The 24,708-nt window shown below is 66.3% G+C and carries 23 protein-coding genes; 15 read left to right on the forward strand and 8 right to left on the reverse strand.

What is annotated here, in order from left to right:
* The first annotated feature begins 36 nt into the window (after positions 1-36).
* Entirely contained in the window at positions 37-561 is a 525-nt protein-coding gene (locus tag NIBR502770_RS21710) for a CocE/NonD family hydrolase (RefSeq protein ID WP_246839797.1), read from the forward strand.
* Positions 558-1,025 carry a DUF3237 domain-containing protein gene (locus NIBR502770_RS19660; protein ID WP_141183070.1) on the forward strand — a complete coding sequence of 156 codons (468 nt, stop codon included), beginning with the start codon at positions 558-560 and terminating at the stop codon, positions 1,023-1,025. The genes NIBR502770_RS21710 and NIBR502770_RS19660 overlap by 4 nt, the downstream gene beginning before the upstream one ends.
* 16 nt (positions 1,026-1,041) lie before the next feature.
* Here NIBR502770_RS19660 and NIBR502770_RS19665 read toward each other — a convergent pair whose 3' ends face one another.
* The 3 genes from NIBR502770_RS19665 to NIBR502770_RS21730 all read right to left on the reverse strand — a co-directional run bounded on the left by NIBR502770_RS19665 (position 1,042) and on the right by NIBR502770_RS21730 (position 3,594).
* Positions 1,042-1,650, reverse strand: coding sequence for a DUF1349 domain-containing protein (locus NIBR502770_RS19665; RefSeq protein WP_371416478.1), 609 nt, complete (start codon positions 1,648-1,650; stop codon positions 1,042-1,044).
* 156 nt (positions 1,651-1,806) lie between these two features.
* On the reverse strand, positions 1,807-2,685 hold the full coding sequence (locus NIBR502770_RS19670) for a hypothetical protein (RefSeq protein ID WP_141183071.1): 879 nt from the start codon (positions 2,683-2,685) through the stop codon (positions 1,807-1,809).
* A 441-nt stretch (positions 2,686-3,126) separates the two neighbouring features.
* Positions 3,127-3,594, reverse strand: coding sequence for a MarR family winged helix-turn-helix transcriptional regulator (locus tag NIBR502770_RS21730; RefSeq protein ID WP_141183072.1), 468 nt, complete (start codon positions 3,592-3,594; stop codon positions 3,127-3,129).
* 130 nt (positions 3,595-3,724) lie between these two features.
* Between NIBR502770_RS21730 and NIBR502770_RS19680 the strand changes: the two genes are divergently transcribed.
* The 13 genes from NIBR502770_RS19680 (at position 3,725) to NIBR502770_RS19740 (ending at position 19,497) form a co-directional block, all read left to right on the forward strand.
* The gene (locus tag NIBR502770_RS19680; RefSeq protein ID WP_141183073.1) at positions 3,725-4,666 is read left to right on the forward strand and encodes an SDR family NAD(P)-dependent oxidoreductase; all 942 of its coding nucleotides are present in this window, start codon (positions 3,725-3,727) and stop codon (positions 4,664-4,666) included.
* Positions 4,667-4,668: 2 nt separating this feature from the next.
* Complete coding sequence (locus NIBR502770_RS19685) at positions 4,669-5,559, forward strand: amidohydrolase family protein (RefSeq protein ID WP_141183074.1); 891 nt, start codon at positions 4,669-4,671, stop codon at positions 5,557-5,559.
* A 1-nt stretch (position 5,560) separates the two neighbouring features.
* Positions 5,561-6,775 carry an acyl-CoA dehydrogenase family protein gene (locus tag NIBR502770_RS19690; RefSeq protein ID WP_141183075.1) on the forward strand — a complete coding sequence of 405 codons (1,215 nt, stop codon included), beginning with the start codon at positions 5,561-5,563 and terminating at the stop codon, positions 6,773-6,775.
* Positions 6,776-6,818: 43 nt separating this feature from the next.
* Positions 6,819-7,274: a MaoC family dehydratase gene (locus tag NIBR502770_RS19695; protein WP_141183076.1), complete on the forward strand. Its 456-nt coding sequence runs from the start codon at positions 6,819-6,821 to the stop codon at positions 7,272-7,274.
* Positions 7,275-7,396: 122 nt separating this feature from the next.
* On the forward strand, positions 7,397-8,722 hold the full coding sequence (locus tag NIBR502770_RS19700; protein WP_141183077.1) for an MFS transporter: 1,326 nt from the start codon (positions 7,397-7,399) through the stop codon (positions 8,720-8,722).
* Positions 8,723-8,729: 7 nt separating this feature from the next.
* Positions 8,730-10,292, forward strand: coding sequence for an o-succinylbenzoate--CoA ligase (gene menE, locus NIBR502770_RS19705; protein WP_141183078.1), 1,563 nt, complete (start codon positions 8,730-8,732; stop codon positions 10,290-10,292).
* Positions 10,293-10,395: 103 nt separating this feature from the next.
* On the forward strand, positions 10,396-11,391 hold the full coding sequence (locus NIBR502770_RS19710) for a bile acid:sodium symporter family protein (RefSeq protein ID WP_141183079.1): 996 nt from the start codon (positions 10,396-10,398) through the stop codon (positions 11,389-11,391).
* Positions 11,392-11,486: 95 nt separating this feature from the next.
* Positions 11,487-13,970 carry a molybdopterin oxidoreductase family protein gene (locus NIBR502770_RS19715; RefSeq protein ID WP_141183080.1) on the forward strand — a complete coding sequence of 828 codons (2,484 nt, stop codon included), beginning with the start codon at positions 11,487-11,489 and terminating at the stop codon, positions 13,968-13,970.
* Positions 13,967-14,449, forward strand: coding sequence for a hypothetical protein (locus NIBR502770_RS19720; RefSeq protein WP_141183081.1), 483 nt, complete (start codon positions 13,967-13,969; stop codon positions 14,447-14,449). The genes NIBR502770_RS19715 and NIBR502770_RS19720 overlap by 4 nt, the downstream gene beginning before the upstream one ends.
* A 160-nt stretch (positions 14,450-14,609) precedes the next feature.
* Positions 14,610-15,578 carry an alpha/beta hydrolase gene (locus tag NIBR502770_RS19725; protein WP_141183082.1) on the forward strand — a complete coding sequence of 323 codons (969 nt, stop codon included), beginning with the start codon at positions 14,610-14,612 and terminating at the stop codon, positions 15,576-15,578.
* A 58-nt stretch (positions 15,579-15,636) separates the two neighbouring features.
* Positions 15,637-16,518, forward strand: a complete 882-nt coding sequence (locus tag NIBR502770_RS19730; RefSeq protein ID WP_141183083.1) for a fumarylacetoacetate hydrolase family protein — start codon at positions 15,637-15,639, stop codon at positions 16,516-16,518.
* The gene (locus NIBR502770_RS19735; protein ID WP_141183084.1) at positions 16,518-18,284 is read left to right on the forward strand and encodes an FAD-dependent monooxygenase; all 1,767 of its coding nucleotides are present in this window, start codon (positions 16,518-16,520) and stop codon (positions 18,282-18,284) included. Before NIBR502770_RS19730 ends, NIBR502770_RS19735 begins: the two co-directional genes overlap by 1 nt.
* On the forward strand, positions 18,262-19,497 hold the full coding sequence (locus tag NIBR502770_RS19740; protein WP_141183085.1) for a DUF3500 domain-containing protein: 1,236 nt from the start codon (positions 18,262-18,264) through the stop codon (positions 19,495-19,497). The genes NIBR502770_RS19735 and NIBR502770_RS19740 overlap by 23 nt, the downstream gene beginning before the upstream one ends.
* A gap of 70 nt (positions 19,498-19,567) precedes the next feature.
* Here NIBR502770_RS19740 and NIBR502770_RS19745 read toward each other — a convergent pair whose 3' ends face one another.
* The 5 genes from NIBR502770_RS19745 to NIBR502770_RS19765 all read right to left on the reverse strand — a co-directional run bounded on the left by NIBR502770_RS19745 (position 19,568) and on the right by NIBR502770_RS19765 (position 24,569).
* The gene (locus NIBR502770_RS19745) at positions 19,568-20,638 is read right to left on the reverse strand and encodes a quercetin 2,3-dioxygenase (RefSeq protein WP_141183086.1); all 1,071 of its coding nucleotides are present in this window, start codon (positions 20,636-20,638) and stop codon (positions 19,568-19,570) included.
* Positions 20,639-20,763: 125 nt separating this feature from the next.
* Entirely contained in the window at positions 20,764-21,063 is a 300-nt protein-coding gene (locus NIBR502770_RS19750) for a DUF4193 domain-containing protein (RefSeq protein ID WP_141158469.1), read from the reverse strand.
* 127 nt (positions 21,064-21,190) lie between these two features.
* The gene (locus NIBR502770_RS19755; RefSeq protein WP_141183087.1) at positions 21,191-22,051 is read right to left on the reverse strand and encodes an SDR family NAD(P)-dependent oxidoreductase; all 861 of its coding nucleotides are present in this window, start codon (positions 22,049-22,051) and stop codon (positions 21,191-21,193) included.
* Positions 22,052-22,314: 263 nt separating this feature from the next.
* The gene (locus NIBR502770_RS19760) at positions 22,315-23,694 is read right to left on the reverse strand and encodes an MFS transporter (protein WP_141158467.1); all 1,380 of its coding nucleotides are present in this window, start codon (positions 23,692-23,694) and stop codon (positions 22,315-22,317) included.
* A gap of 299 nt (positions 23,695-23,993) precedes the next feature.
* Positions 23,994-24,569 (reverse strand): hypothetical protein, encoded by a 576-nt coding sequence (locus NIBR502770_RS19765; RefSeq protein ID WP_246839796.1) that lies wholly within the window; start codon positions 24,567-24,569, stop codon positions 23,994-23,996.
* Positions 24,570-24,708 lie beyond the last annotated feature (139 nt).

The raw sequence follows: 24,708 nt of genomic DNA on the forward strand, positions 1-24,708 counted from the left end.
TCCGCTGGACGCGGTCCCCACCATCGGGGGGCCACCATGTTGGCCGGCGCCTTTCCTGCGGGACCGGCACGGCAGGACGCCGTGGAGGCGCGGGCCGACGTCGCCGTCTTCACCACGGAGCCCTTCACCGAGGCCACCACCATTTTCGGTGCCGTCACCGCAACGTTGTTCGCATCATCCAGCGCCGTGGACACGGACTGGGTTGTCCGGCTCTGCAAGGTGTCGGCGGACGGTGTTTCCCTGGGCATTGCCGACGGCATCGTCCGGGCGTCCTGGCGCGACGCCTACGCGGAAACCGGGCTGTTCAAGGAGGGATGCCCGCCCTCTGCCATCGAGCCGGATCGGGTTTACGAGTACACCATCTCCCTCTGGGAGACGGCGTTGACTTTTGCGCCGGGGGAGCGGCTGCGCGTACAGGTCACCTCAAGCTGCCACCCGCGCTGGGACCGGAACCTTAACACCGGCAAGCTCGCCTACGAATCGGGAGTTGCCGTAACCGCCAACCAGCGCATCCATGTTGGTTCCTCCCACCCCAGCCGCCTGACGGTTGGCCTGCTGTGAGCACTCGTGTACCGCCGCCCCTGGAGTTCCTGACGGAGCTGCGTGTCATGGTGGAAACACCCATTGACGTCGGCCCGGCTCCCACGGGACACCGCAGGATCATACCGATCACCGGCGGTTCCATGACGGGGCCCGCCCTCAGCGGCACGGTGCTGCCCGGCGGCGCGGATTTCCAGACCCTCCACAGCCCGGAACTGACCGAACTCGATGCCCGCTACGTTGTTGAGGCGGAGGACGGGGCATTGATTCATGTACACAACAGCGCCCTCCGCTACGGCTCCGCGGCGGACATCGCCCGGCTGAACCGGGGTGACGCAGTGGATCCGGACGCCATCTACTTCCGCTGCTCGTTGAGGTTTTCCACCGCCTCCGAGGCGTGGGGGTGGCTGAACCATGTCGTCGCGGTGGGCACCGGCGAGCGCTACCCGGACTCGGTGAAGATCGCCGTCTTCATCGTTCGCTGACCCGGGTGCTGCGGCGTCAGTCGTGTTCAGGGTGCAGGGTTGCGTCTGCATTGGTCTCAACCCATCGGGTGAAGGTGGTCGTGAGGTTAGCCCGAGTGGGCGAGGCACAAAATGGGCCGACCTCGGCATTTACTGTTTCATCCAGAGGAGCAACGCGGACGAGCCGGAAAGACTCATCCCCGGCGCGAGCCCTGATGGTGACGGCGTTACCGGCCCTGCTCAGCCGCACTGTGATTTCCTGATTGATCCACTCAGGGACTGGTGCCACCGACCAGTCGGATACCCCGCGTGTTACGACGGCCCCAACCTGGGGAACCCCGTCGGACACCTCCACGCCGGCCTTGATCCAAACGGAGTCCGAAACGTGCAGATAGATTCCCGCCTGGTCGAACTGCTCGGTGTAATTCAGGAGGAATGAAACCTCCACGGCCCCCTCAGCGGGCAGCGGTGCCAACAGGGCATGCGCACTGTCATGGACGAAGCCGTACGAGGTGTGCCTCCACGCATCACTGTTCTCGGCTGCGGTTACCCGCAGAGTCCGACCATCAGCGATGACACGCACCGGCGGGTTGCGCCACCTTCCCCGGTCCCAGGAATCGTGTGCTTCCTTTATCAGTTGTGTCACGTCAGATTTCCTAAGTCGATCGTTCAGGCCGTAAGCCCTATTCAAGCAGCGGCACATCCAACACGACGGCTATTGCCCGTTGACCGATCCTTGAACGGACACCATAGCGTCGGATGGGCCGCGGGTTCATGGAGTACTCGCGTCTAGCGCGATTTGTCACTTCGGCTCGAGGCTCGGATCGCTTCGAAAGCTGGCCAAGAGTTGTTCGAAGCTGGAAACGTGCTTGTGGATCCTTGCTGCGTCCTGTTCAGCGTTGAGCCAGGGCTTACGCTTCCCGATCAAGAGAACGTCGCGAGGCTTACCGGCAAGGTCGAAGGGTGTCCTAAGCGGGAGAATGGCCTTCAATGCTTCCGATTCCAGTGTTTCAGGCAGCCGTGCTCGGAGCCAAGCGATCTGCTCTGTCGTGAACAGGTTGAAAGGTATCTGTAGATTTTCGAGGTCGGTAAGTTTACCAAGAGGCTGGATCCGACCATCGTCGATGCTTTTCGGAAGCAAGCTTAGGCTGAGTAATCCCGTCAGCGAGGCCAAGGGCTCCAGCGTCTCGAAAGTGGTCTTGTTCCATACCGCGTCGCCGAGGATGAGTTCCTTTAGTGCGTGTCCGGCCGAGAGGTCATCCAGCCGATGAAAGCGTGTGAAGTCCTGTACCCGTAACTCAGTCAAATGTGGCGTACGGGATAGGTTCCATAGTCGCGCGGACCGCTGATTCCAATAGAACGAGACCATCCGGAGCCCTGATAGGTCCTCAAGCGGGGTGAGGTCTTCAATTCTGGGGCACTTCCAGAACTCAATTGCTGTGAACTGTTGTCCGTAGCTGGAAACTAGTCGCTCAAACACAGCCTGGTCCAGCCCGCTGATACGAAGCGCCGTCGCTTCAGGGCGTGCCTCGATCCGCAGGAGATCTCCTGGATCAAATTTTCCACCGCCAATCTGCGGTTGGACGAGGTCAAGGAACCACACGGGCTGGGTATCTCCAGCCCACCTGAGCTCTGACAGGTTCTTGGGGCCTGGTTCCCCGATTGCACCGTCTATGGTCATAATCATCAAAACGTTAGTCGCAAGGCACCAAAAGGGCGCTGAGGTAGGATCGGCAACCGGAACAATGTCGTCTTGCGATATGCCCGTTAGCCGGTCCTTCAGCGGGCGTACTTTTGCTACGCCGCTATGCTCACGGATGTGAGCCCGGGCATGGATTCATCCCTCAGCTTCGTTGCCGACCCCTGATATGCACGTTTACCCCGAACGATGACATGCACGGTGAGGGTGCCCTAACCGCTACGCCTCAGACTGCCTCGAAACCCTTGTGACAGGCAACGTCTCAGCGGTCCTCGGACGAGTTGTCGAAGCTGCCCCTACTCGTGGGGCCACATGGTTCTGGTAACTATGTCGTATTACCCCGCGCTCGACTCGCTGCACGCTTCGTTAGTTATAGGACACCCAAAAAGCACGCTTGCGACGGACCCGCTCGGCCGGCAGCGCCTATTCGGACGCGCCCCAGAGGGCTTTGCGTAAAAGCCGCTTCAGTTCCTGCGACTCCTCCCCGGAAAGCCCGGCCAGCTGGTCCAGCTCGGCCTCGTCCATGGCAGTGCGGGCCTTCGCATGCATCCTGCGGCCCTCGGCCGTGGAGACGATGATCTTGGCGCGCCGGTCCTGCTTGCCCTGCGCCCGTTCCACCAGGCCGCGGCGTTCCAGGTCGTCCACGAGGGTGACCACCTGGCTCGGGTCCAGGCTGAGGAAATCCGCCAGTTCCCGCTGCGTAGGCTCCAGCCCGCTGCACGCCAGCGTCAGGATGGAGAAGGACCGCTCCCGCAGCCCGAAGTCAGCCAACGCCTTGTTGTTCAGCACCGAGCCGGCAGCATGCAGCTTGGCCAGCAGCAGGCCCACATCACTGCCGATCCTGGCTGCCGCAAGGCGGGGGGTCTGAACTTCGGTGCCCAAGGTGGCCATCACAACTCCGGTGTAAAAAACAATCGTTGACTTTTTCAATGATCCGTAATTTCATTGATTTCAACAAGGATCTCACACCGCAGTGGGACCACCCCAACGGCTTCGGCCGGCGCATGCGAAGGAGCAGGCCATGAGCTTGAACGGCAAGGTTGCAATCGTCACCGGCAGCGGGCAGGGCCTCGGCCTTGCCTACGCAAGGGAACTGGCCCGCCAGGGCGCCGCCGTCGTCATCAATGACGTGAACGCCGACACGGCCGCGCAGGCCGTCGCGCAGATCGAGGCCGACGGCGGCCGGGCCACCGCGGTGGTGGTTCCGGTAGGGACGACGGACGCCGCCAAGGCGCTGGTGGCCGGAGCCGTCGACACGTTCGGCCGCCTGGACATCCTGGTCACCAACGCCGGAATCCTGCGGGACAAGTCCCTGCTGAAGATGACGGACGAGGACTTCGACCTGGTCATCAACGTCCACCTCAAGGGCACCTTCACCTGCGTCCGCGAGGCCTACGCGTACTTCAAGGAGCACAACGTCGCCGGCCGCATCATCACCATCGGTTCGCCCACGGGCCAGCGCGGCAACTTCGGCCAGACCAACTACGCCGCCGCCAAGGCCGGGATCGTGGGCATGGTCCGCACCTGGGCGCTGGAAATGAAGAAGGCCGGCGTCACGGTCAACAGCGTCATCCCCGTCGCCGCCACAGCCATGACCAAGACCGTCCCCTACTTCCAGAAAGCCGTGGAGGCCGACGAACGCGGCGAGGCCATGCCGTCCTTCTTCCGCCACGACCTGGGCTTTGGAACGGCCGACGACGTCTCCGGACTGGTTGCCTTCCTCGCCTCCGACGAGGCAGCCACCATCACCGGCCAGGCCATCGGAGCCGGCGGTGACCGGCTCCAGGTCTGGACCCACCCGGAACCGGCCACCACCGAATACCGCGAGGGCGGCTGGAGCTACGAGGCGCTGCAGGAAAACGCCGGCCAGCTGTTCACGGCCGAAACCCTCCAGACTTACGGCGAGGAATTCCTCCCGCTGCCGGAGGACCTGAAGCCCGCACAGCCCGCCGAGGCCCGCTGACCATGGCCGACCGCTACGAACTGGGCATCGACCCGGCCAAACTCGACGCCATCGACATGCACGTCCACCTCGAGGTGGACAGCTGCGGCCACGGCTCCCTGCCGGAGGAACTGACCGAAGCCTCGGCCAAGTACTTCAAGGCCGAGGACCGCACCCCGTCCCTGGACCGCATCGCCGAGGTGTACCGCGAACTGAACATGGCCGCCGTCGTCTTCACGGTCGACGCCCGCACCCAGCTCAAGCACGAACCCAACAGCATCCCGGAACTCATCGCCGGCGCCGCCCGGAACAACGATGTACTGATCCCGTTCGGCAGCGTGGACCCGCGCACCGGCGAGGACGCCATCGCCGGGGCCAAGCACCAGGCCATAGAACTCGGCGCGCGCGGCTTCAAGTTCCACCCGTCCCTGCAGGGCTTCGACCCGTCCAGCGAGCGCTTCTACCCGTTGTGGGAGACCCTCCAGGAACTCGGCCTGCCCGCTATCTTCCACACCGGGCAGAACGGCATGGGCGCAGGCCTTCCCGGTGGGTACGGCATCAAGCTCGCCTACTCCAACCCCCTGCTGCTGGACGCGGTGGCCGCGGATTTCCCCGGCCTGCAGATCATCATGGCCCACCCCTCGGTGCCGTGGCAGGACGAGGCCAACTCCATCGCCACGCACAAGGCCAACGTTTTCATCGACCTCTCCGGCTGGTCGCCCAAGTACTTCCCGGAATCGCTGGTGAAGGCTTCCAACTCCTATCTCCAGGACAAGGTGCTGTTCGGCACCGACTTCCCGCTGATCACCCCGCAGAAATGGCTCGGTGCCTTCGCGGAGCTGCCCCTGAAGGACGAGGTCCGGCCCAAGATCCTCAAGGACAACGCGGTGCGGCTCCTCGGGTTGGGAGGCTGAGATGGGAACGTTGACGACGGCGAAGGCCGGCCCGGGTGCCCGGCTCTATGAGGCAGCGGATTGGTACGACGCCGAGTCCCTCCTGACGCCGGAAGAACGCCAGGTCCTGTCCCGGCTGCGGTCCTTCCTGGACGCGGAAGCCAGGCCCCTGCTGGCCGAGTACTGGGAACGCGGCGAATTTCCGGAGCAGCTCGCCCGGCCGCTGATCGACCTCGACCTGATGGAACCTGCCGGCCTCACGGCCGACGGTCCGGCCCGTGGAATTTACCAGGGCTTCCGGATCTTCGAACTTGCCCGCACCGACGCGTCCCTGGCCACCTGGTACACCGCCCAGGCCGGCCTGTTCCGGACAGCCATCCGCGTGGGTGCCTCGGCGGAACAGCAGGCCGAATGGATGCCCAAGGTCATCGACTTCTCGCTCAAGGGCGTGTTCTCGCTGACCGAACCGGAATCCGGATCGGACATCGCCGGCGGACTCTCCACCACCGCCCGGCGGCAGCCCGACGGCAGCTGGATCCTGGACGGCGCCAAACGCTGGATCGGCGGCGCCGCCACCGCGGACGTCCTCGCGGTATTCGCCCGGGACACCGCAGACGGGCAGGTCAAGGCCTTCCTCGTGGACCGGACAGCCGACGGCGTCACCCTGGAGAAGATCCACGGGAAGACGGCACTGCGGATGATGCAGAACGCCCACATCACCCTCACCGGTGTCCGCGTCCCCGAGGCCATGCGCCTGCACAACGTGAACTCCTTCAGGGACGTCGCGGCAATGCTCCGGGCCATGCGCTCGGACGTCGCCTGGATCGCCACCGGCATCGCCGCCGGCGCCTTCGAAGCCGCCCTCGCCTACGTCAACGAACGCCGTCAGTTCGGCCGCACCCTGGGTTCCTTCCAGCTGGTCCAGGAGAAACTGGCCCGCATGCTCGGCAACGTCACGGCCAGCCTGTCCCTGGTGGTCAGGCTCACCGAGCAGCAGGCCAAAGGCATCTACCGCGACCAGGACTCCGCCCTGGCCAAGATGCAGACATCCCTGTTCATGCGCGACACCGTAGCGCTGGCCCGTGAGGTGGTGGGCGGCAACGGCATCACCCTCGCCGCCGGCGTCGCCCGCTTCCACGCCGACGCCGAAGCCGTCTACTCCTACGAAGGCACCCACGAGATCAACGCCCTCATCATCGGCCGCGCCCTCACCGGCGAAAGCGCCTTCACCCGCTGAACCACTACTTCCCCAACCAACAAACAACTGCCAGGAGGCAACGATGCCCAATCTCGTCGTCGATTTCGACACCCTGCTCACCCTGTCCGGCAAGGACCTCGGCACCACCGACTACCGCCAGATCACCCAGGACCAGATCAACCAGTTCGCGGACGCCACGGACGACCAGCAGTGGATCCACACCGACCCCGAACGCGCCAAGGACGGCCCGTTCGGCGCCCCCATCGCCCACGGCTTCCTCACGCTCTCGCTGATCATCCCGTTTTGGGGGGAGCTGTTCGACGTCGAAGGCGTCACCACCAAGGTCAACTACGGCCTGGACAAGGTCCGCTTCACCTCCCCGGTCAAGGTCGGCTCCAAGGTCCGTATGCAGGCCACCATCGCCGACGTCACCGAGGTCAAGGGCGGCGCCCAGATCAAGGTCAACGCCACCATCGAGATCGAAGGCCAGGAACGCCCCGCCGTCGTGGCCGAATTCCTGGCCCGCTTCTACAAGTAAGCCGCTTCTACAAGTAAGCCACTTCCACCAGTAACAGCAGTTCCAACCCCCAGGCGGCGCCCCGGCGCCGCCGCCTCAGGCAACCCCAAAAACCCCACATTCCTCCGTCTTTAGGAACAGCCATGTCCGGACACACCACGCTCGCACCTGCGGGCACGGCCGCCAAGCGCAAGGAAGCGCGCACGGTCATCCTGTCCAGCTATCTGGGCAGCACCATCGAGTTCTACGACTTTCTGCTCTACGCCACGGCCGCAGCGGTGGCCTTCCCCAAGGTCTTCTTCGCCGGCACGGACGAATGGGTAGGCGTCGTGGCCGCCTACGCCACCTTCGCCGCCGGATACGTGGCCAGGCCGCTGGGCGGCATCATCTTCGGACACTTTGGTGACAAGGTGGGCCGCAAGGGGATGCTGATCATCTCCATGGCCATGATGGGCATCGCCTCCACCCTCATCGGCCTGATTCCCGGCGCCGGCATCATCGGGCCGTGGGGCGCCGTGATCCTGGTGCTGCTGCGGGTCTGCCAGGGCATCGCCGTCGGCGGTGAATGGGGCGGGGCGGCGCTCATGGCACTGGAGCACGCGGACCCGAAACGGCGCGGCTTCGCGGCGTCGTTCGTCAACGCCGGGGCGCCCACCGGCGCCGTGCTGGGCACCCTGGTGATGGGTGCCTTCTCGGCCCTGCCGCAGGATGCCTTCCTGGCCTGGGGCTGGCGCGTGCCGTTCCTGCTGTCCTTCGTGCTCCTGATCGTGGGCATGTTCGTGCGCCTCCGCGTTTCTGAAAGCCCCATCTTCGCCGAGGCCGTGGCCAAGGAAGAAGCACAGGGCGCCAAGCGCAAGATCCCGCTGCTGGACGTGCTCCGCCGGCCCAAGGCACTGATCATGATCATGTTCGCCGGGGCTGCCGGGTTCGGCCTGCAGGTGGTGCTGCCCACCTTCTCGGTGACCTACGCCGTGTCCAAGGGCGCACCGCAGCAGGGCGTGCTCTACGCGTTCGCCGGGGCCTCGGCCATTTCCATCGTCTTCGTCCTCCTGGGCGGCCGCCTTTCGGACCGCTTCGGCCGCCGCCCGGTGATGATCACCGGCCTGGCACTGTTCATTGCGTACCTCTTCCCGATGTTCGGGATGCTTGGCTCGGGCAACGTTGCCATGGTGTTCGTGGCCTTCACTGTGGCGCTGATCCTGCACTCCTCCCTCTACGGGCCGCTGGCAGCATTCGTGTCCGAACAGTTCGGCACCACCTCCCGCTACACCGGTGCCGCGGTGGGCTACCAGCTGGCCACCCTCATCGGCGCCGGCTTCACGCCGGGCATCATCGCCGGCCTCTACAAGGACTCCGGGCAAAGCATCCTCCCGGTGGTGGTGTTCCTGTCCGTCATGGCGCTGGTCTCGATTGTCTTCATCGCCCTGACGCGGGAATCTAAGAACAACGACCTCACCACGGTCCGTTAGGAGAACCATGGACAACAACGGAGTTGGCTCCTGGCTGCAGCGCCGCCGCCGCAAGTCGGGCGCCAAGACGGCCCTGCTGTCAGCAGCGGGCACCCTGAGCTACGAAGAGCTCGCCGAACGGACGGACCGCCTGGCCAACGCGCTCCGCGACCGCGGAGTGGCCAAGGGGGACCGGGTGGCCTACCTGGGGGAGAACCACCCTTCGTTCGTGGAAACGTTCTTCGCCTGCGGCCTCCTCGGCGCCATCTTCGTCCCGCTCAACACCCGGCTGGCACCGCCGGAGCTGCAGTTCCAGCTCCAGGATTCCGGAGCCCGGCTCCTGGTCAACGCCGGCGCCCTGGAGGCCTCCGCCTCCGCTGCCGTGCAAGGAACGGCGGTAACCCACCGCATGGTCGTAACGGCCGACGGCGGGGCGGAACCTTCCGCCGCCACGTCACCGGCCGCCGTCGAACATTCTGCAGTGGTTGTGTCTTACGGGGAGGCGCTGCAGGGGGCAGCCGGCGAACCCATCGACGTGCCGGTGGGCCACGACGACGGCGCCATGATCCTGTACACCTCCGGCACCACGGGCAAACCCAAAGGCGCCTTACTGACGCACGGGAACATCACGTGGAACTGCATCAACACCATCGTGGACATGGACTTGAACCGCAACGACGTGGCGCTGATGATTTCGCCGCTGTTCCACGTGGCGTCCCTGGACATGGGGCTGCTGCCGATGCTCCTCAAGGGGGCCACCGTGGTCCTTGAGGCGAAGTTCGATCCCGCCCGGGTCCTGGAACTCATCCGGAAACACAAGGTGACCACCCTCAACGGAGTGCCCACCACGTTCCAGCTGCTCTGCGAAGATCCGGGCTGGGCGGCGGCCGACCTCAGCTCCCTGGACAAGCTGACCTGCGGTGGCTCAGCGATTCCCCGCCGGGTCCTGGACGCGTACGAGGACCGCGGCATCGGTTTCACCAGCTGCTACGGCATGACCGAAACAGCCCCCGGCGTCACCATGCTCCCCGTGGACCGGTCGCGGGAAAAGGCGGGTTCGGCCGGACTGCCGCACTTCTTCACCGACGTCCGGATCGCCGATCCCATGGGCGGCACGGTGGAACCGGGCGAGGTGGGGGAAATCCAGATCTCCGGACCCAACGTCATCAAGGAGTACTGGAACCGGCCGGAGGCCACAGCCGCCAGCTATGCGGACGGCGCCTGGTTCCGCTCGGGCGACATGGGCTACCGCGACCAGGAAGGCTTCCTGTTCGTCTCTGACCGGCTCAAGGACATGATCATTTCCGGCGGGGAGAACATCTACCCGGCGGAGGTGGAGGCGGTCATCTCCGAGCACAGCGCTGTGGGCAGCGTCGCCGTCATCGGCGTCCCGGATGACAAATGGGGCGAGGTCCCCCAAGCGATCGTGACGCTGCGGGAGGGGGAATCGCTGACTGCGGAGCAGCTGCGCAGCTTCCTCGACGGCAGGCTTGCCCGCTACAAGATCCCCAAGTCAATGGTGGTGGTGGAGGAGATGCCGCGTACCGCCAGCGGCAAGATCCGAAAGATGGAGCTCCGGAAACAGCTCTAAGGGCGGAACCCCCTCCGGGACTGCCGCCGGTATGGTTCCGCCGTTGTTACCGTTCACGGTCATCAATTGGCGGAACCATACCAGCCGGTGCCACCATGATTGGATGCTTGAGGCAACTAAACCCCAGAATTCGGACGGGATACCCGTCAACCCCGCGCTCGAAGCGGAAAGCAAAATCGCCCGCATCGCGGTGACAGTGTTCCCCATCCTGGTGGTTGTCGCAGGCATTCTCGGGTTCCTGCTCCCCGGCCTTTTCAAGCCCATGGCCCCCAGCGTGCCCTACCTGCTCGGCATCATCATGTTCTGCATGGGCCTGACCCTGACTCCGCCGGACTTCGCCGCGGTAGCCAAGCGGCCGTGGGCCGTGGCCCTGGGGATCGTGGCGCACTACGTCATCATGCCCGGCGCCGGCTGGCTGATCGCAGGCGCCCTCAACCTTCCGCCCGAACTGGCAGTCGGCGTGATCCTGGTGGGCTGCGCCCCCTCCGGCACAGCCTCGAACGTCATGGCCTTCCTGGCCAAGGGCGATGTTGCCCTCTCCGTGGCGGTGGCCTCGGTCTCCACCCTGATCGCCCCGATCGTCACCCCGCTGCTGGTCCTGTTCCTGGCCGGCTCCTACCTGCAGATCGACGCCGCCGGCATGGTCCTGGACATCGTCAAGACCGTGCTGCTGCCGGTGGTCGCCGGCCTCCTCGCCCGGGTCTTCCTCAAGAAGCTCGTCGCCAAGGTGCTGCCCGCGCTGCCGTGGGCGTCCGCCGTCGTAATTTCCCTGATCGTGGCCATCGTGGTGGCCGGCAGCGCCAACAAGATCATCGACGCCGGGGCCATCGTGTTCCTTGCCGTGGTGCTGCACAACGGCTTCGGGCTGGGCCTTGGGTACCTGGCCGGCAAGCTGGGCCGCCTGGATGACAAGGCCCGCCGCGCCCTCGCCTTCGAAGTGGGCATGCAGAACTCCGGCCTGGCGGCGACGCTCGCCACCGCGCACTTCACCCCGCTGGCTGCACTGCCGTCCGCGGTCTTCTCGCTCTGGCACAACATCTCCGGTGCCATCGTGGCCGCCTGGCTCGCCCGGCGGCCGCTGCAGGACACGCAGGCCTAAGGGGCGCGTTTCCGGCCCGCCATTCCGGGTACAGGATCCGGTAGGGACAGCGCTGTTTCGACGCTGTCCGCCAGTTCCCGTAAGGAGATGGACAGATGGCTCGGATCGACCGGATAGCTGAACCATGGGGGACACGGACACCGTACGGCAGCGGCGGTGACTGGCCCGTCAGGGTGGACACCCACCTGGCCGAAGGAGTGGCTCCGGAGGACGTGGACCGGTGGGTCCAGACGGCCTCGCTCCTGCACTCCAACGGCGACGCCATGGACATCGCGGTCAAGGACAACAGAATCGTTGGCGTGCGGGGACGGGCCGTAGACCGCGTCAATCACGGCCGGCTGGGCCCCAAGGACCTGTACGGCTGGCAGGCGAACGCGTCCCCGGACCGGCTCACCAAACCCCTCATCCGCGAGGGCGGGAAGCTGGTGGAAACAGACTGGGACACCGCCATGCAGCGCGTCGTGGACAAGTCCAAGGCGCTGCTGGCGGAGCAGGGCCCCAGCGCCCTCGGCTTCTACACCACCGGCCAGCTCTTCTCCGAGGAGTACTACACCCTGGGCACGCTGGCGCACGGCGGCATCGGCACCAACCACGTGGACGGCAACACCCGGCTGTGCACGGCGACGGCGGGGGAGGCGCTGAAGGAATCCTTCGGCTGCGACGGGCAGCCCGGCTCCTACACGGACGTGGACCACGCCGATGTCATCGCCCTGTACGGGCACAACGTGGCCGAAACCCAGACCGTCCTCTGGACCCGGATGCTCGACCGGCTGGCCGGCGCCAACCCGCCCAAGATCATCTGCGTGGACCCGCGCATGACGCCCGTGGCCAGGGCCGCCACCGTGCACCTGGCGCCGCGGCCAGGCACCAACGTGGCCCTGATGAACGGCATCCTGCACGAGATCATCACCAACGGCTGGGTGGACCGGGAGTACATCCAGGCGCACACCGTGGGGTACTCCGAACTCGAAAATGAGGTTAAGAACTACCCGCCGGCACTCGTGGCGGAAATCTGCGGTGTCCCGGAAGAGCAGATCACCGAGGCGGCCGGCATCATCGGCCACGCGGAGCGGCTGCTGTCCACGGTGCTGCAGGGCTTCTACCAGTCCAACCAGGCCACCGCAGCAGCGGTCCAGGTCAACAACGTCAACATCATTCGCGGAATGCTCGGCAGGCCCGGTTGCGGCATCCTGCAAATGAACGGCCAGCCCACTGCCGAAAACACCCGCGAATGCGGGGCCGACGGCGACCTTGCCGCCTTCCGGAACTGGTCCAACGACGCGCACATCCAGGACCTGGCCCGGGTCTGGAACGTCGATCCCATGTCCATCCCGCATTACTCCCCGCCCACGCACGTTATGCAGATGATGCGGTACGCGGAGGACGGTTCCATCCGGATGCTGTGGGTCAGCGGGACCAACCCTGCCGTCTCGCTGCCCGAGCTGGCACGCATCCGCGGCATCCTGGAACAGGACCGCCTGTTCCTGGTGGTGCAGGATATCTTCCTCTCCGAGACGGCCCAGCTGGCCGACGTCGTCCTTCCCGCCGCCACCTGGGGCGAAAAGACCGGGACCTTCACCAACGTGGACCGCACCGTCCACCTCTCCGAGAAAGCCGTTGACCCGCCGGGCGAGGCCCGGCCGGACCTGGAGATCTTCATCGACTACGCCCACCGCATGGGCCTGCAGGACAAGGACGGGCAGCCGCTGATCAAGTGGCACGACCCCGAATCGGCCTTCGAAGCCTGGAAGGAATGCACCCGCGGCAGGCCCTGCGACTACACCGGCATCACCTACGACAAACTGCGCGGCGGCTCAGGCATCCAGTGGCCCTGCAACGAGGAGAACCCGGACGGTACGGAACGCATCTACGCTGACGGGAAGTTCTGGGCGCACCCCGGGTACTGCGAAACCTACGGCCGCGACCTCATCACCGGTGCGCCAGTGGAACCCACGGAGTACAAGGCCCTGAACCCCGAGGGCAAGGCCATCATCAAGGCCGCCGAATACATGCCGCCGCACGAGCTGCCCAGCCAGGACTTCCCGCTCCAGCTCATCACCGGCCGCACGCTCTACCAGTTCCACACCCGCACCAAGACCGGGCGGGCACCTGAGCTGCAGGCTGCCGCGCCCGACGTGTGGGTTGAGTTGTCAGCAGACGACGCCGGCGCGTACGGGATTGCCGAAGGCGACCTTGCGGAGGTGGAGACACCGCGCGGGTCCGTCCGTGCCAAGGTGCGGATCAGCGGCATCCGCAACGGCGTCCTCTTCCTGCCCTTCCATTACGGCTACTGGGACACCGATGGCGGACACCAGCCGGACGGGGCCGGCAGGGCTGCGAACGAACTGACCATCACCGACTGGGACGCGGCGTCCAAGCAGCCCATCTTCAAAACGGCGGCCGCCCGCATCACCCGCGTTTCCGGCGGCGACGGACCCGCTCCGGCGCCCACCACCACGGCATCGGCACCTGCCGGGTACTTCCCGGAAGACGCCAGGACCAAGGGCATACCCACCGCTTTGGCGGACGAGGCCACCGAAACTGGCGAGGCCACCGAAACGGCAGGAGGGGCACGATGAAATTCGGGCTGGTACTGGAGGAAATGCACCGCTCCGAGAACGACCTGGCGCACCACCTGCTGGTCATCTCCGAGCGGCACAAGGTAGACCACGAGATCCACCACCTGGCCCGGGACCTGGCACGCTGGTCGCAGCAGCACGTCCGGGACATCGCGGACATCGCCAAAAACTACGGCCAAAACCTGGACCCGGAGCCCCGCGGCGAGGCAGGGCTAATGGAAACCATCAGGGAAAAGGGCAGCGAGATGGTGGGCAGGCGCCCCGAAACCGGGATGCTGCTGCTGCGCGACCTCCGCGAGCTCTACCTGAAGGCCTGCGGGGTGTCAGCCGACTGGGAACTGCTGGCCCAGGCCGCCCAGGGGATGAAGGACAAGAACCTGCTGGCCCTGGCACAGAAGTGCCACCCGCAGACCATCCGCCAGATGAAATGGGCCAACGGCAAACTGAAGGAATCCGCCACGCAGGTCCTGGTCAGCTAAGCGCCAGCTGCGGGAACCCTCAGCAGCTCCCGGGCCGCCTGCCCGTGCAACCGCCGGCGCACCCGGATCTTCCCAGCGCCCTGTTCCGGGCGAACCAGTTTCAATCAGTGAAACTGCCAGCGCGTGCATCCCTGCCCATGCCACAGAGTTGAATCCATGGATGCGGGTCCCGTTGCGGGCCCGCCCAGCCCATTCAGCAGTCCGGCCAACACAGCACAGAAACGGCGCGCCACACATGGAGTCAACGATGACGGGACGGCAGATCCTCAAGGGGATCGAGTTTGCCCGGCCACAGAACGCGGAGCCGCTGCTGCTGGACCTCTACCTTCCCACAGGAGAAACGCACCCGGGCGGCCGGCCGGCGGTGGTCCACTTCCACGGCGGCGGTTGGCGGACGGGGGAGCGGTCTTCGCTGGGCCCCGCTGTTGACGGTTTAGGGCTCAGCCCCATCGGGCAGCTGGCAGATGCCGGGTTCGTGGTGGCCTCTGCCGACTATCGCCTCAGCACGGGTGCCACGTTTCCTGCCCAGCTGGAGGACGCCAAGGCGGCCGTCCGCTGGCTCCGCAGCCACGCGGCCGAATACGGCGTGGACCCACACCGCATCTACGCCTGGGGAGACTCGGCCGGCGGCCACCTCGCCGCCCTCGTGGGCCTGACCGCGGGGGCCCCGGACTTTCCAGGCCGGGGCGGCAACGACGGGCCGGACGGTGACGACTCAGTTGCCGGCGTCGTGGCCTGGTACCCGCCCACTGACCTGCTCCGGATGGGGGGACAGGCACGGCCGGACGCCGTAGCCCGGGCGGATGACCCCGGTTCCCGCGAAGCACTGCTGATCGGCGCGCAGCCCGCCGACGCCCCGGACAAGGCCAGGGCCGCAAGCCCCCTCGGCTACGTCCACGCAGGCGCCCCGCCCTTCCTCCTCATCCATGGAACGGCGGACCGCTTCGTCCCCGTGGAGCAGTCCACCTCGCTGGCCGCGGCGCTCGAAGGCGCGGGCAACGCCGTCGAACTCCTCCTGCTGGATGGTGCGGACCACATGTGGGCCAGCCCGGACGGCAACAGCGGCGCCGCGGAACGGGCCATTGCCGCCACCATCGATTTCCTCCGCCGCCAGTCGGAACAGCACTGATTTCCCACCACCATGCGGGGGCAATACGCGCACCCCGGACCAGACCGAAAGGCCTCCCATGCAGTTCATCGGCATCACCCACCACGGCGGACCCTGGGCAGCGGCGCTGGCCGGCTCCCGCGTCCTCCCGCTCACATCGGTCGACGAATTCTGGGCCGACGCCGAGGGCTGGCAGGACAAGGCCGCAGCCCTGGTTGCCGGCGCTGCACATGCTGGAGCCTCCGACGACGACGGCTGGCTGGAGCGCGGCAGCGTCACCGAAGTCCCGCTGGTCCCGGCCTCCGCGCGGGTGATCTGCGTCGGGCTGAACTACAAGGCGCATGTGGCCGAGGGCAGCTTCAAGGACCAGGAACTTCCGCCGTACCCCACGCTGTTTGCCCGTTGGACGGCCTCCCTGTCCGTGGGCAACGTCCCGGTCCCGGTCCCGGCGGGCGAGGCAGGGCTGGACTGGGAAGGCGAAGTGGCCGCCTACATCGGCCGCCGCGTGGAGTCCGCCGGCGAGGACACCGCTGCCGATGCCGTCTTTGGCTACTCCACGTTCAACGACATCACCTCCCGCAGGGCCCAGAAGCTCACGTCGCAGTGGACCCTGGGCAAGAACGGCGATTTCAGCGGCCCCCTGGGTCCCGTGGTGAGCCGCGACGAGGTGGGCGACCTGCGCAACGGGCTCCAGGTCCGCACCCGCGTCAATGGGATCGAAGCCCAGAACGGAAACACCCGGGACATGATCTTCTCCGTCCCGGCCATCATCTCGCTCATCAGCGAAACCTTCACCCTGCACCCGGGCGACGTCATCGCCACGGGCACCCCCGAAGGCGTGGGCTACGCCCGTACCCCGCAGTGGCTCCTCCAGCCCGGCGACACCGTGGAAGTGGAGATCGAGAAGCTCGGCACCCTGACCACGCCGGTGGGCGACATCTCCCTGCGGAGCCGTGCCTGATGAACGGCTTCCATACCGCCGCGGACCTGCCGTCGGAGGTGCAGGTCCTGGTTGCCGGAGGAGGACCCAGCGGACTCTTCCTCGCCCTGGACCTCGCCTCCCGGGGGGTGCCCAGTACCGTCATCGAACCGCGGACAGCGCTGGACCACACCCGGCCGCGTGCCAAGACCACCAATGCCCGCACCATGACGCACCTGCGCCGGCTGGGCCTCGCCGAGGTCCTCCGGGACGCGGCGCCGCTGCCGGTGGAGTACGCACAGGACGTCATCTTCTGCACCGGCCTCACCGGCCCTTCTGCCCATGAGCTGCGGCGGTTCCGCAACGCCTTCCAACTGGTTCCAGGCCGGTACGGGCCGCAGCCGGAGTGCGGCCAGCAGGTGCCCCAGCCCGTCCTCGAGGAGGTGCTCCGGGCCGCCGTCGAAAGCCACCCGCTGGTGACGTTCCTGGCCGGCTGGACCGTCACTGGCGTCAGTGTCCCGGAAGGCGGGGCAGCCACGGAACCCTGCGCCGTCGTCGTCCGGGATCCTGACGGGGCCGAACGCACCACCGCCGCGGAGTACGTCATCGGGGCCGACGGCGGATCCTCCGCCGTGCGGCGCAGCCTGGGGCTGCGGCTGGAAGGCGGCTCCGCCGAGCTGTCCAACATCAGCATCCTCTTCCGCTCGGCGTCCTTGGCGTCCGCTGTGTCCTTGGCCCCGGCCGTGCAGTACTGGGTAGTGGGCTCGGAGACCGCCGGCATGGTGGGACCCATGGACCGTGACGGCATGTGGTGGGCGATCGTCCAGGGCGTGGATCCGTCCGTCAACCCCACCGCGGGGGAGGCAGCCGCGATGGTCCGCTCCCTGGTGGGCCCGGCCGTGGACATCGAGGTGGTGGCCACCGACCCCTGGACGGCCCGGATGCTGCTCGCGCCCGAATACAGCCGCGGCAACGTCTTCCTGGTGGGGGACGCCGCCCACCTCAACCCGCCCTGGGGAGGCCACGGGTTCAACACCTGCATCGGCGACGCCGCCAACCTGGCCTGGAAGCTCGCCGCCACCGTCAACGGCTGGGCCGGCCCCGGGCTGCTTGCCAGCTACGGGACAGAACGCCGCCCGGTGGCTGCGCGCACCATCCGCGACGCCGCCACCAACGGCAAGGCCCTGGCCTACCACTTCGCAGACCTGGAGCTCGTTGCGGCCGGCCCTGCGGGGGAAGCGGCCCGCCGGGCTGCGCACCGGGCACTCGCCGTGAAGCAGAGCGAGTTTGATTCCCTGGGCCTGGTGCTGGGCTACGACTACGGCGGCTCACCCGTGGTGGTGCCGGACGGTTCAGCCCTCCCCGATGAGGACCCCATCCGCTACGTTCCGTCCGCTGCTCCGGGGGCCCTGCTGCCGCACGCCTGGCTGGCGGATTCCCGTTCCCTGTACAGCGCCCTTGGTGCGGGCTTCACTTTGCTGGCCGACGCCGGATCGCTGGGCGGGGTGGACGCGGGCGGAGTTTTCGGGCCGGTCCTGGCCGCCGGTGCCCGGCAGGGCATCCCGGTGACCGTCGCCGCCGTCGGGCCTTCCGAGGACGGAACCCCCCTGTCCCAGCTGTGGGGTGCCGCCGCCGTGCTGGTCCGTCCCGACCAGCACGTGGCCTGGCGCGGCAACTCCCCGGTGGAGGCCGCCGCCGCGCTCTCCGTCGCCGCGGGCTGGGCGCCGGCTTTCCCGCCCGCACGTCCCGAAGAATCTGCACCTTCCATCCAAACCAGGAGCGCCCGTGTCGACGCCGTCATTCCGTGATTTCCTCTTTGCCCCGGACCATCCCCGCGTAGCGGACATTCGGGGGCTGGCTGCCCGCGAATACGCCGAGGCGGCCAAGGCCGATGCGTTCGCCGGGCCCATGATCGAAGGCTGGCGGAAGCTCTACCCGCAGCCGTTCACGGGCATCACCAGCGACGGCGTCCGCCGGGAGGCCCTCTATCCGCTGGTGCCTGCCCGCCCCGGGGAGGAAGCACCCACCGCGGACATGGTGGCTGCGGCGCGGAAGCTGCTTGGCGCCGCCGCCGCGGACCAGGCCGGAAAGCTTCGCTACGCCGTGGACGCGCCGGAGTGGCAGAGCTGGGCCAACCCCGAGTTCATGCAGCACGACACCGGGCTGCGGCTGGACGAGCTGGAACCACCGGTCCGCGACGCCGCCCTGGGCGTGGTGGAAGCAAGCCTGAGCGCTTCCGGATTGGAGCTGGTGCGGAACCTGATGCGCATCAACGGGTTCCTGGGTGACCTGGTGGAGCTGCCGCTGCTCATGAACGAGTTCAGCTACAACTTCGCCCTGTATGGGGAGCCGTCCGAGACGGCGCCGTGGGGGTGGCAGCTCTTCGGCCACCACGCGGCGCTGAACTGCCTGGTGGCCGGGACGCAGCTGGTGGTCTCGCCGGTGTTCATGGGCGCAGAGCCGGACATGATCGACGCCGGCCCGCATAAGGGCGTCATAGTGTTCAAGGAGCGCATCACCCTGGCCCGGCAGCTGATGGCCGCCCTGCCTGTGGACCTGCGGGACCGTGCTGTTGTTTACGCGGAGATGGTGGATCCTGCCATGCCCGAAGGCCGCCTCCACCCGGGCGACGAACGGCACCTGGGTGGCTGTTTCCAGGACAACCGGGTGATTCCGTACGAGGGCATCCGGGTGGCGGAACTGCCGGCCGGGGCCCGTGACTTGCTGGACGCGGTGGTGGAGGACTTCATCGCCTACCTGCCCGACGGTCCACGGGCCGCGCGCCGCCGGGAGATCCAGGAACACTATTCAGAGACGTTCTTCAGCTGGATCGGCGGCTGGGAGGGGGAGGAGGCCTTCTACTTCCGGGTGCAGAGCCCGGTGGTGGTGCTGGAACTGGACCACCACACCGGCGTGTTCCTCAGCAACGATGAGCCCGCCCCGTTCCACATGCACACCGTGGTCCGCACCCCCAACGGCAACGACTACGGCCGCGAACTCGTCAGGCAAGCCACCCCCTGACCCACCCTCCCACAAATACGTAAGGCCCGGATTTCCTCTCGGAAGTCCGGGCCTTACGTATTGGGTGGGGTTAGGGGATGTCCAGGGCCGCGCGGCGCTGCGGCGGAGGGCCGACGACGGTCAGGTCCATCTCGGCCTGGGCACGGCCGAAGCCCTCCATGTCCATGTACGGTTCGCCGCCCTCGGTGTACATGTAGTCCTCCGTGGGCTTGTTGAAGTACTCAAAGAACCCGTTGAACACCGACGGCGTCAGGAAACCCACCATCTGGGTGTTGTGGGCATCGAGCGCGAACGAGTGGACGGTTCCGGCGGGGGCATGCACAAAGTCGCCCTTGGTCAGGAGCATCTCCCGGCCGTTGGCGTAGAGCCACATCCGGCCCTCGGTGCAGAGGAAGTTCTCCGTGTGCTGCGAGTGGAAGTGCAGCGGAATGTAGGGGGATTTGGCGCCCTTGGTGTGCACGGCGAAGTAGTTGGAGCCGGTGTTGGCGGGCCGGGACAGGTAGGTGAACATGGTCTGGTAGCTGACCATGCGCTCACCCTCTCCGGCGCTGAGGAAGTACGGGCTCTGTGTGGGCGGCAGCCCGGCGTCGTGCTTGAACGACGGCGCCACACGCTCAACGTCGGGGAACGTGATGCCGAACTCGGCGCCCACCTCTGCCTGCTCCTGCAGGCTGGCCTTGTGGCCGGCGCGCACCGGCGGGACGTGCGAATCGATGGGCGTGCCCACCCGCTCGTAGTAAGCCTCGCCGCCGCCAGGGGTCATCCAGTTCAGGAAGCGGGTGTAGTGGCTGGCCATCCGGTAGGCGTGCGGGGTGTTGGGCGGGATGACCACCGAATCGCCGGGGGTCAGGATGCGGCTCTCGCCCGGCAGCCAGACATGCAGGATCCCGTCGAAAACGTAGAGCGTCTTGTGCTCCACCTTGTGGCTGACGAACGGGGATTCGGCTCCCATGCCGCCGGAGATGTAGGCAGCGCTGAAGATGCCCCCGGTGTCGGCGGTGCGGGCAATGACCGTGACCAACTGGCCGTTGATTTCGTAGCGCGCGCCTTCGCCCGACGCCATGTAATACGGGACTGCCTCGCCGGGCAGCGCGTTGGCCACCGGGAGCTGCGTGTTCATTTCCTCAACGCTGAGGGACATGGTTTCCTTCTTTCCAGTCGGCCGGCCTTGCCGGAGCGTGAGTTCCAGCATGGCCGTCCCACGCCCGGGCCACGAGCCCGGATTCCATTAGTTGAAATCCAAACCTGGCCGCCATTGTCCCCCTGCTAGCCTTCACATTCCTTGCAGTACTTCTTGCCGTCCTTCTCACGGGCCAACTGGCTGCGGTGGTGCACCAGGAAGCAGGACATGCACGTGAATTCGTCGGCCTGCACCGGAACCACCTGGATGAGGAGTTCCTCGTTGGAGAGATCGGCGCCGGGCAGCTCAAAGCTATCCGCGAGGTCCGTTTCATCCATGTCGGGAGCGGCCTCCCGGCGGCCGGACTTATCGGACTTCAGCTCCTCCAGGGCGACATTCGGCTCCTCCTCGGGAGCCACCCGCGGAGCGTCGTAGTCAACTGACATGTGGTGTTTTCTCCTGTCGAGCTTTAGTTGTCCAGATTGTTCTGAACAGATCGACAACGCCGGATGGGCGCAACTAATTCCCGTGCCCCGGCATCCGGCCCCCTGAGGCGGGCGCGAACGGCGTTGGTCACCGGAAGTCGTTCCCTGCCAGCCCGGCACAGGCGTCCCACAACCGCCGCCGCGCCTCCGGGTCAGAACCCATGCCGGGGGTGGGAAGCTCCTTCCGGCCTGCCCACAGCTTGCCGGTCAGCCCCGCCGTTTCGGGCGAGGTTGCCAGCCAGAGGGGCGTGTCGGCAGCTTTCTCTGCCGACTTTCCCAAGGTGTTCGTGATCCACCGGAACGGGCCGCCCACGTCCTGTAACAGCCCCGTGTTCTTCACCAGTCCGGGATGGACGGCGTTGACCACCACCCCGGTTCCACGCAGCCTGGCGGCGAATTCCTGGGTCAGGAGGACCCGGCCCAGCATGGTGGGCGGCGTGGAACGCAGGAAGCTGTATTTCCCCGTCGCTGTCTGCAGGTCATCGAAGGGGATCCGGACGTTACCGTACTTGGACGCAATATTGATGACGCGTGACGGCAGCGCGGCGGACGCTTCCTTCCTGAGGTCGTCCAGCAGGAGCCCGGTGACCAGGTAGTAGGACATCACGTTCGTGGCGAAGGTGAGTTCCAGCCCTTCGGCAGTTTCGTGGCGTTCTTTGCGGAACACGCCGGCCGCGTTCACCAGCACATCCAGCCTGCCGTGACGGGAGCGGAACTGGTCCACGGCAGAGCGAATCGAAGACTGCAGTGACAGGTCACAGGCGAGTGGCTCAAGGTCCGCTCCCGGAACGTGGGTGCGGATATCCGCCATCACCGCCTGGGCCCGCGCCACACTCCGGCCCACGACCACCACCGTTGCACCTTCGCGGGCGAGGCCGGCAGCTACTGCCCGCCCTATCCCACCGGTGGCACCGGTCACCAACGCAATACGCCCGTCCAGCCGTGCCATGCCATCGCCTCCACATCGCCAGCAGTTGACGACACTATCCCAGCACCTGTTCGGGGCGGCTGGCCAGGGTCTTCCGGACCGGAACCAGGGTACGCGGGTATTGGTGGTGCGGCGGCCCTGGCAACAGGAAGACCTCTTAGTGGTTGGCTGTTGGTGCCGTCACTAAGAGGTCTTCACTTGTTCACAACGGAATCAACGTTGTGGGACGTACCGCGAGTCCGTGATCATTTCAAGAGAGATATCCCGTCATCCCGCTCTTGGGTCTAACCAGCGAGGCCGCGGGCAGCTGGGCTTGGGGACATGGCCGCGGCCGTGAGCACGGACGTTTCCCGCTCGCTCTGCTGCACCTCGTCGAGCTCCTTGAGGGTGAACTTCCTGGTCTCCTTGGCGGTGAGGGCTGAGGCTCCTGCCAGGACCATGAACCCGAGCGCGACCATGGACGGTCCGACCCAGTCCTTCAGGTCGGGGCCGGCGAGTGCTGTCGAGAGAACGGGGCCGATGACGCCCGAGATGGCGAAGCCGACCTGGGTGCCAAGAGCGAGCCCGGAGACGCGCAGGCGGCCGGGGAACATCTCCGCGAAGAATGACGGCCAGGACGCGTTCACCATTGAGTAGAAGAGGGAGTAGTTGATGATGCCAAACAGGAAGATCAGCGACCAGTTCCCGGTCGTGATTGACCACAGGTAGGGGACCATCGTGACGCCCACGCCGCCTGTTGCGATGAGGAACATCGTCTTGCGGCCGATCTTGTCCACAAGGAATCCTGCCAGGGGCGTGATGCCGAGCGCGATTACGGCCGAGACCGTGGTCGTCAGGAGCATGGTCGGCTTATCCAGCTTGTATCCGGCGGTACCGAATGCCACCGAGAAGGTCTGCATCATGTAGCTCGTGCCCGCGATGAGGGCACAGAACACGATCCGCAGCACCGCACGCCAGTGGAAGCGCAGAAGATGCCGGAGGGGAGCAACGTTCACCTTGGCGGCCTGGGCCTTTACGAACTCCGGCGGCTCCTCGATGTGGCGGCGGATCAGGTAGGCAGCTACGACTACGAGGGCGGAGGCCCAGAACGGCAGCCGCCAACCCCAGCTCAGCAACTGCTCCGAGGGCATGGCGGCGATCGGGATGAAGACCAACAGGGTAAGCAGCGTGCCGGAGGAGGAACCCAAGGTGGTGAAGCTCGCGAGGAACCCGCGCCGGCCTTCGGAAGCATGCTCCAGGCTCATGGTGATGGCACTGGGCTGCTCACCGGAAAGGCACAGTCCCTGGATGACGCGGATCAGCACGAGCAAGACTGGAGCAAGAGGACCGATTTGGGCGTATGTGGGCAGGCACCCGATCAGGAAGGTGCAGCCGCCGATGCCGAACAGTGTGATCATCATGACGAACTTGCGGCCGCGACGATCGCCCAGCGGCCCCAGGATGAGGGAGCCGAGGGGGCGCACCGCGTAGCCGACCGCGAAGGTGATCATGGCGAGCAGTACGCTGAGGCCCTGGGGAAGCTCGGGTGAAAAGAAGAGCACGTTCAGAACCAACGCCGACGAGGTGCCGTACACCGCGAAGTCGTAGTACTCCAACGTCGTACCGATCCAGGCCGCGATTGCGGCCTTGACCGGGGTCTTCCTGGGAAGTGTGGTTTCTGTCATTTCGTCTCCGTGGGTGATGGGTGAACACCGGTTGCCGCTAAACCCGGGCTCTCGGAAAGAGATCTTGAGTGGAATGTCCTGTTGGTCCTGCTGTGAGCTCTCTCGCAAATCGTGTTTACGGCTTTGCGGACCGGCCTCAAACATCAAGTTAACGTTTGCGGTGTGGGTCACACAAAGTCCGCTTTTATGTACCTACATAGCGATTTGTTATGGCTTGGAGTAGAAGAACCGGGGACCTGGGACAACAGGAAGCTCGCCTTGGAACGGGGATGGCAGAGCGTAAGGCCGCCGGCAGGGGATCAGGCGGGACGATTACTGGGCTGAGCCACACGCAAGCCGACGCCCCTGGTCATTTTGCGGATTTCGTCGGACTTGAGACCGCTTGCCCCGGCAAGTTGGTAGTCGTCAAGGAGCCGGGACTTCCTGGCCAGGGCCAGTACCTGCGTTCGTTGTTCTTCCGCGTCACTGCGGGCGCCTTCTGCTGCCGCCAGCTCCGAAGCCAATCCCGCAATGAGGTGAAGATGCCCGCTTCGGGTTTGGCCGGACGGGTACAGCTCGCCGCGTGCCAGTGTGGCAGACCGGATACTGGCTGCCGGCTGTCCGGCGGCCTTCGCGACAGCGGCAACCTTCACGCCATCGCACACGGCCTGGGCAAGGCAATCACCCAACTCGGCGGTGAGGGCACGTACCCTGCTGGACCGAAGTGCCAGGGTCGTCCTCAGCTGGGCCAGCATGGCCAGGGCTTGTTGGGCTCGGGCCGTGGCGGGGTCCGGCTTCGGGACGCCGCGGTACCGGTACGCTGCCGCGCCGGCCGCACCCGTCCCGGTGCTGGCTGAACGCGGAGGTATCCGAACGTGAATTTCTCTGCCGGGCACCTCTGCTCCTTGTCTCCGTTAGTGTTTCACTGCCCGCGCGGCTTCCCGCCGGCAGGCGTACCCCTCCTGCGGGCCGGCCCGTCGGCCTTGGAGGCGCCGCGGGGGCCGGCGGTGTGCCTTCATTGGGCCAGTTATCCAC

The organism is Pseudarthrobacter sp. NIBRBAC000502770 (assembly GCF_006517815.1).
Lineage (GTDB): Bacteria > Actinomycetota > Actinomycetes > Actinomycetales > Micrococcaceae > Arthrobacter > Arthrobacter niigatensis.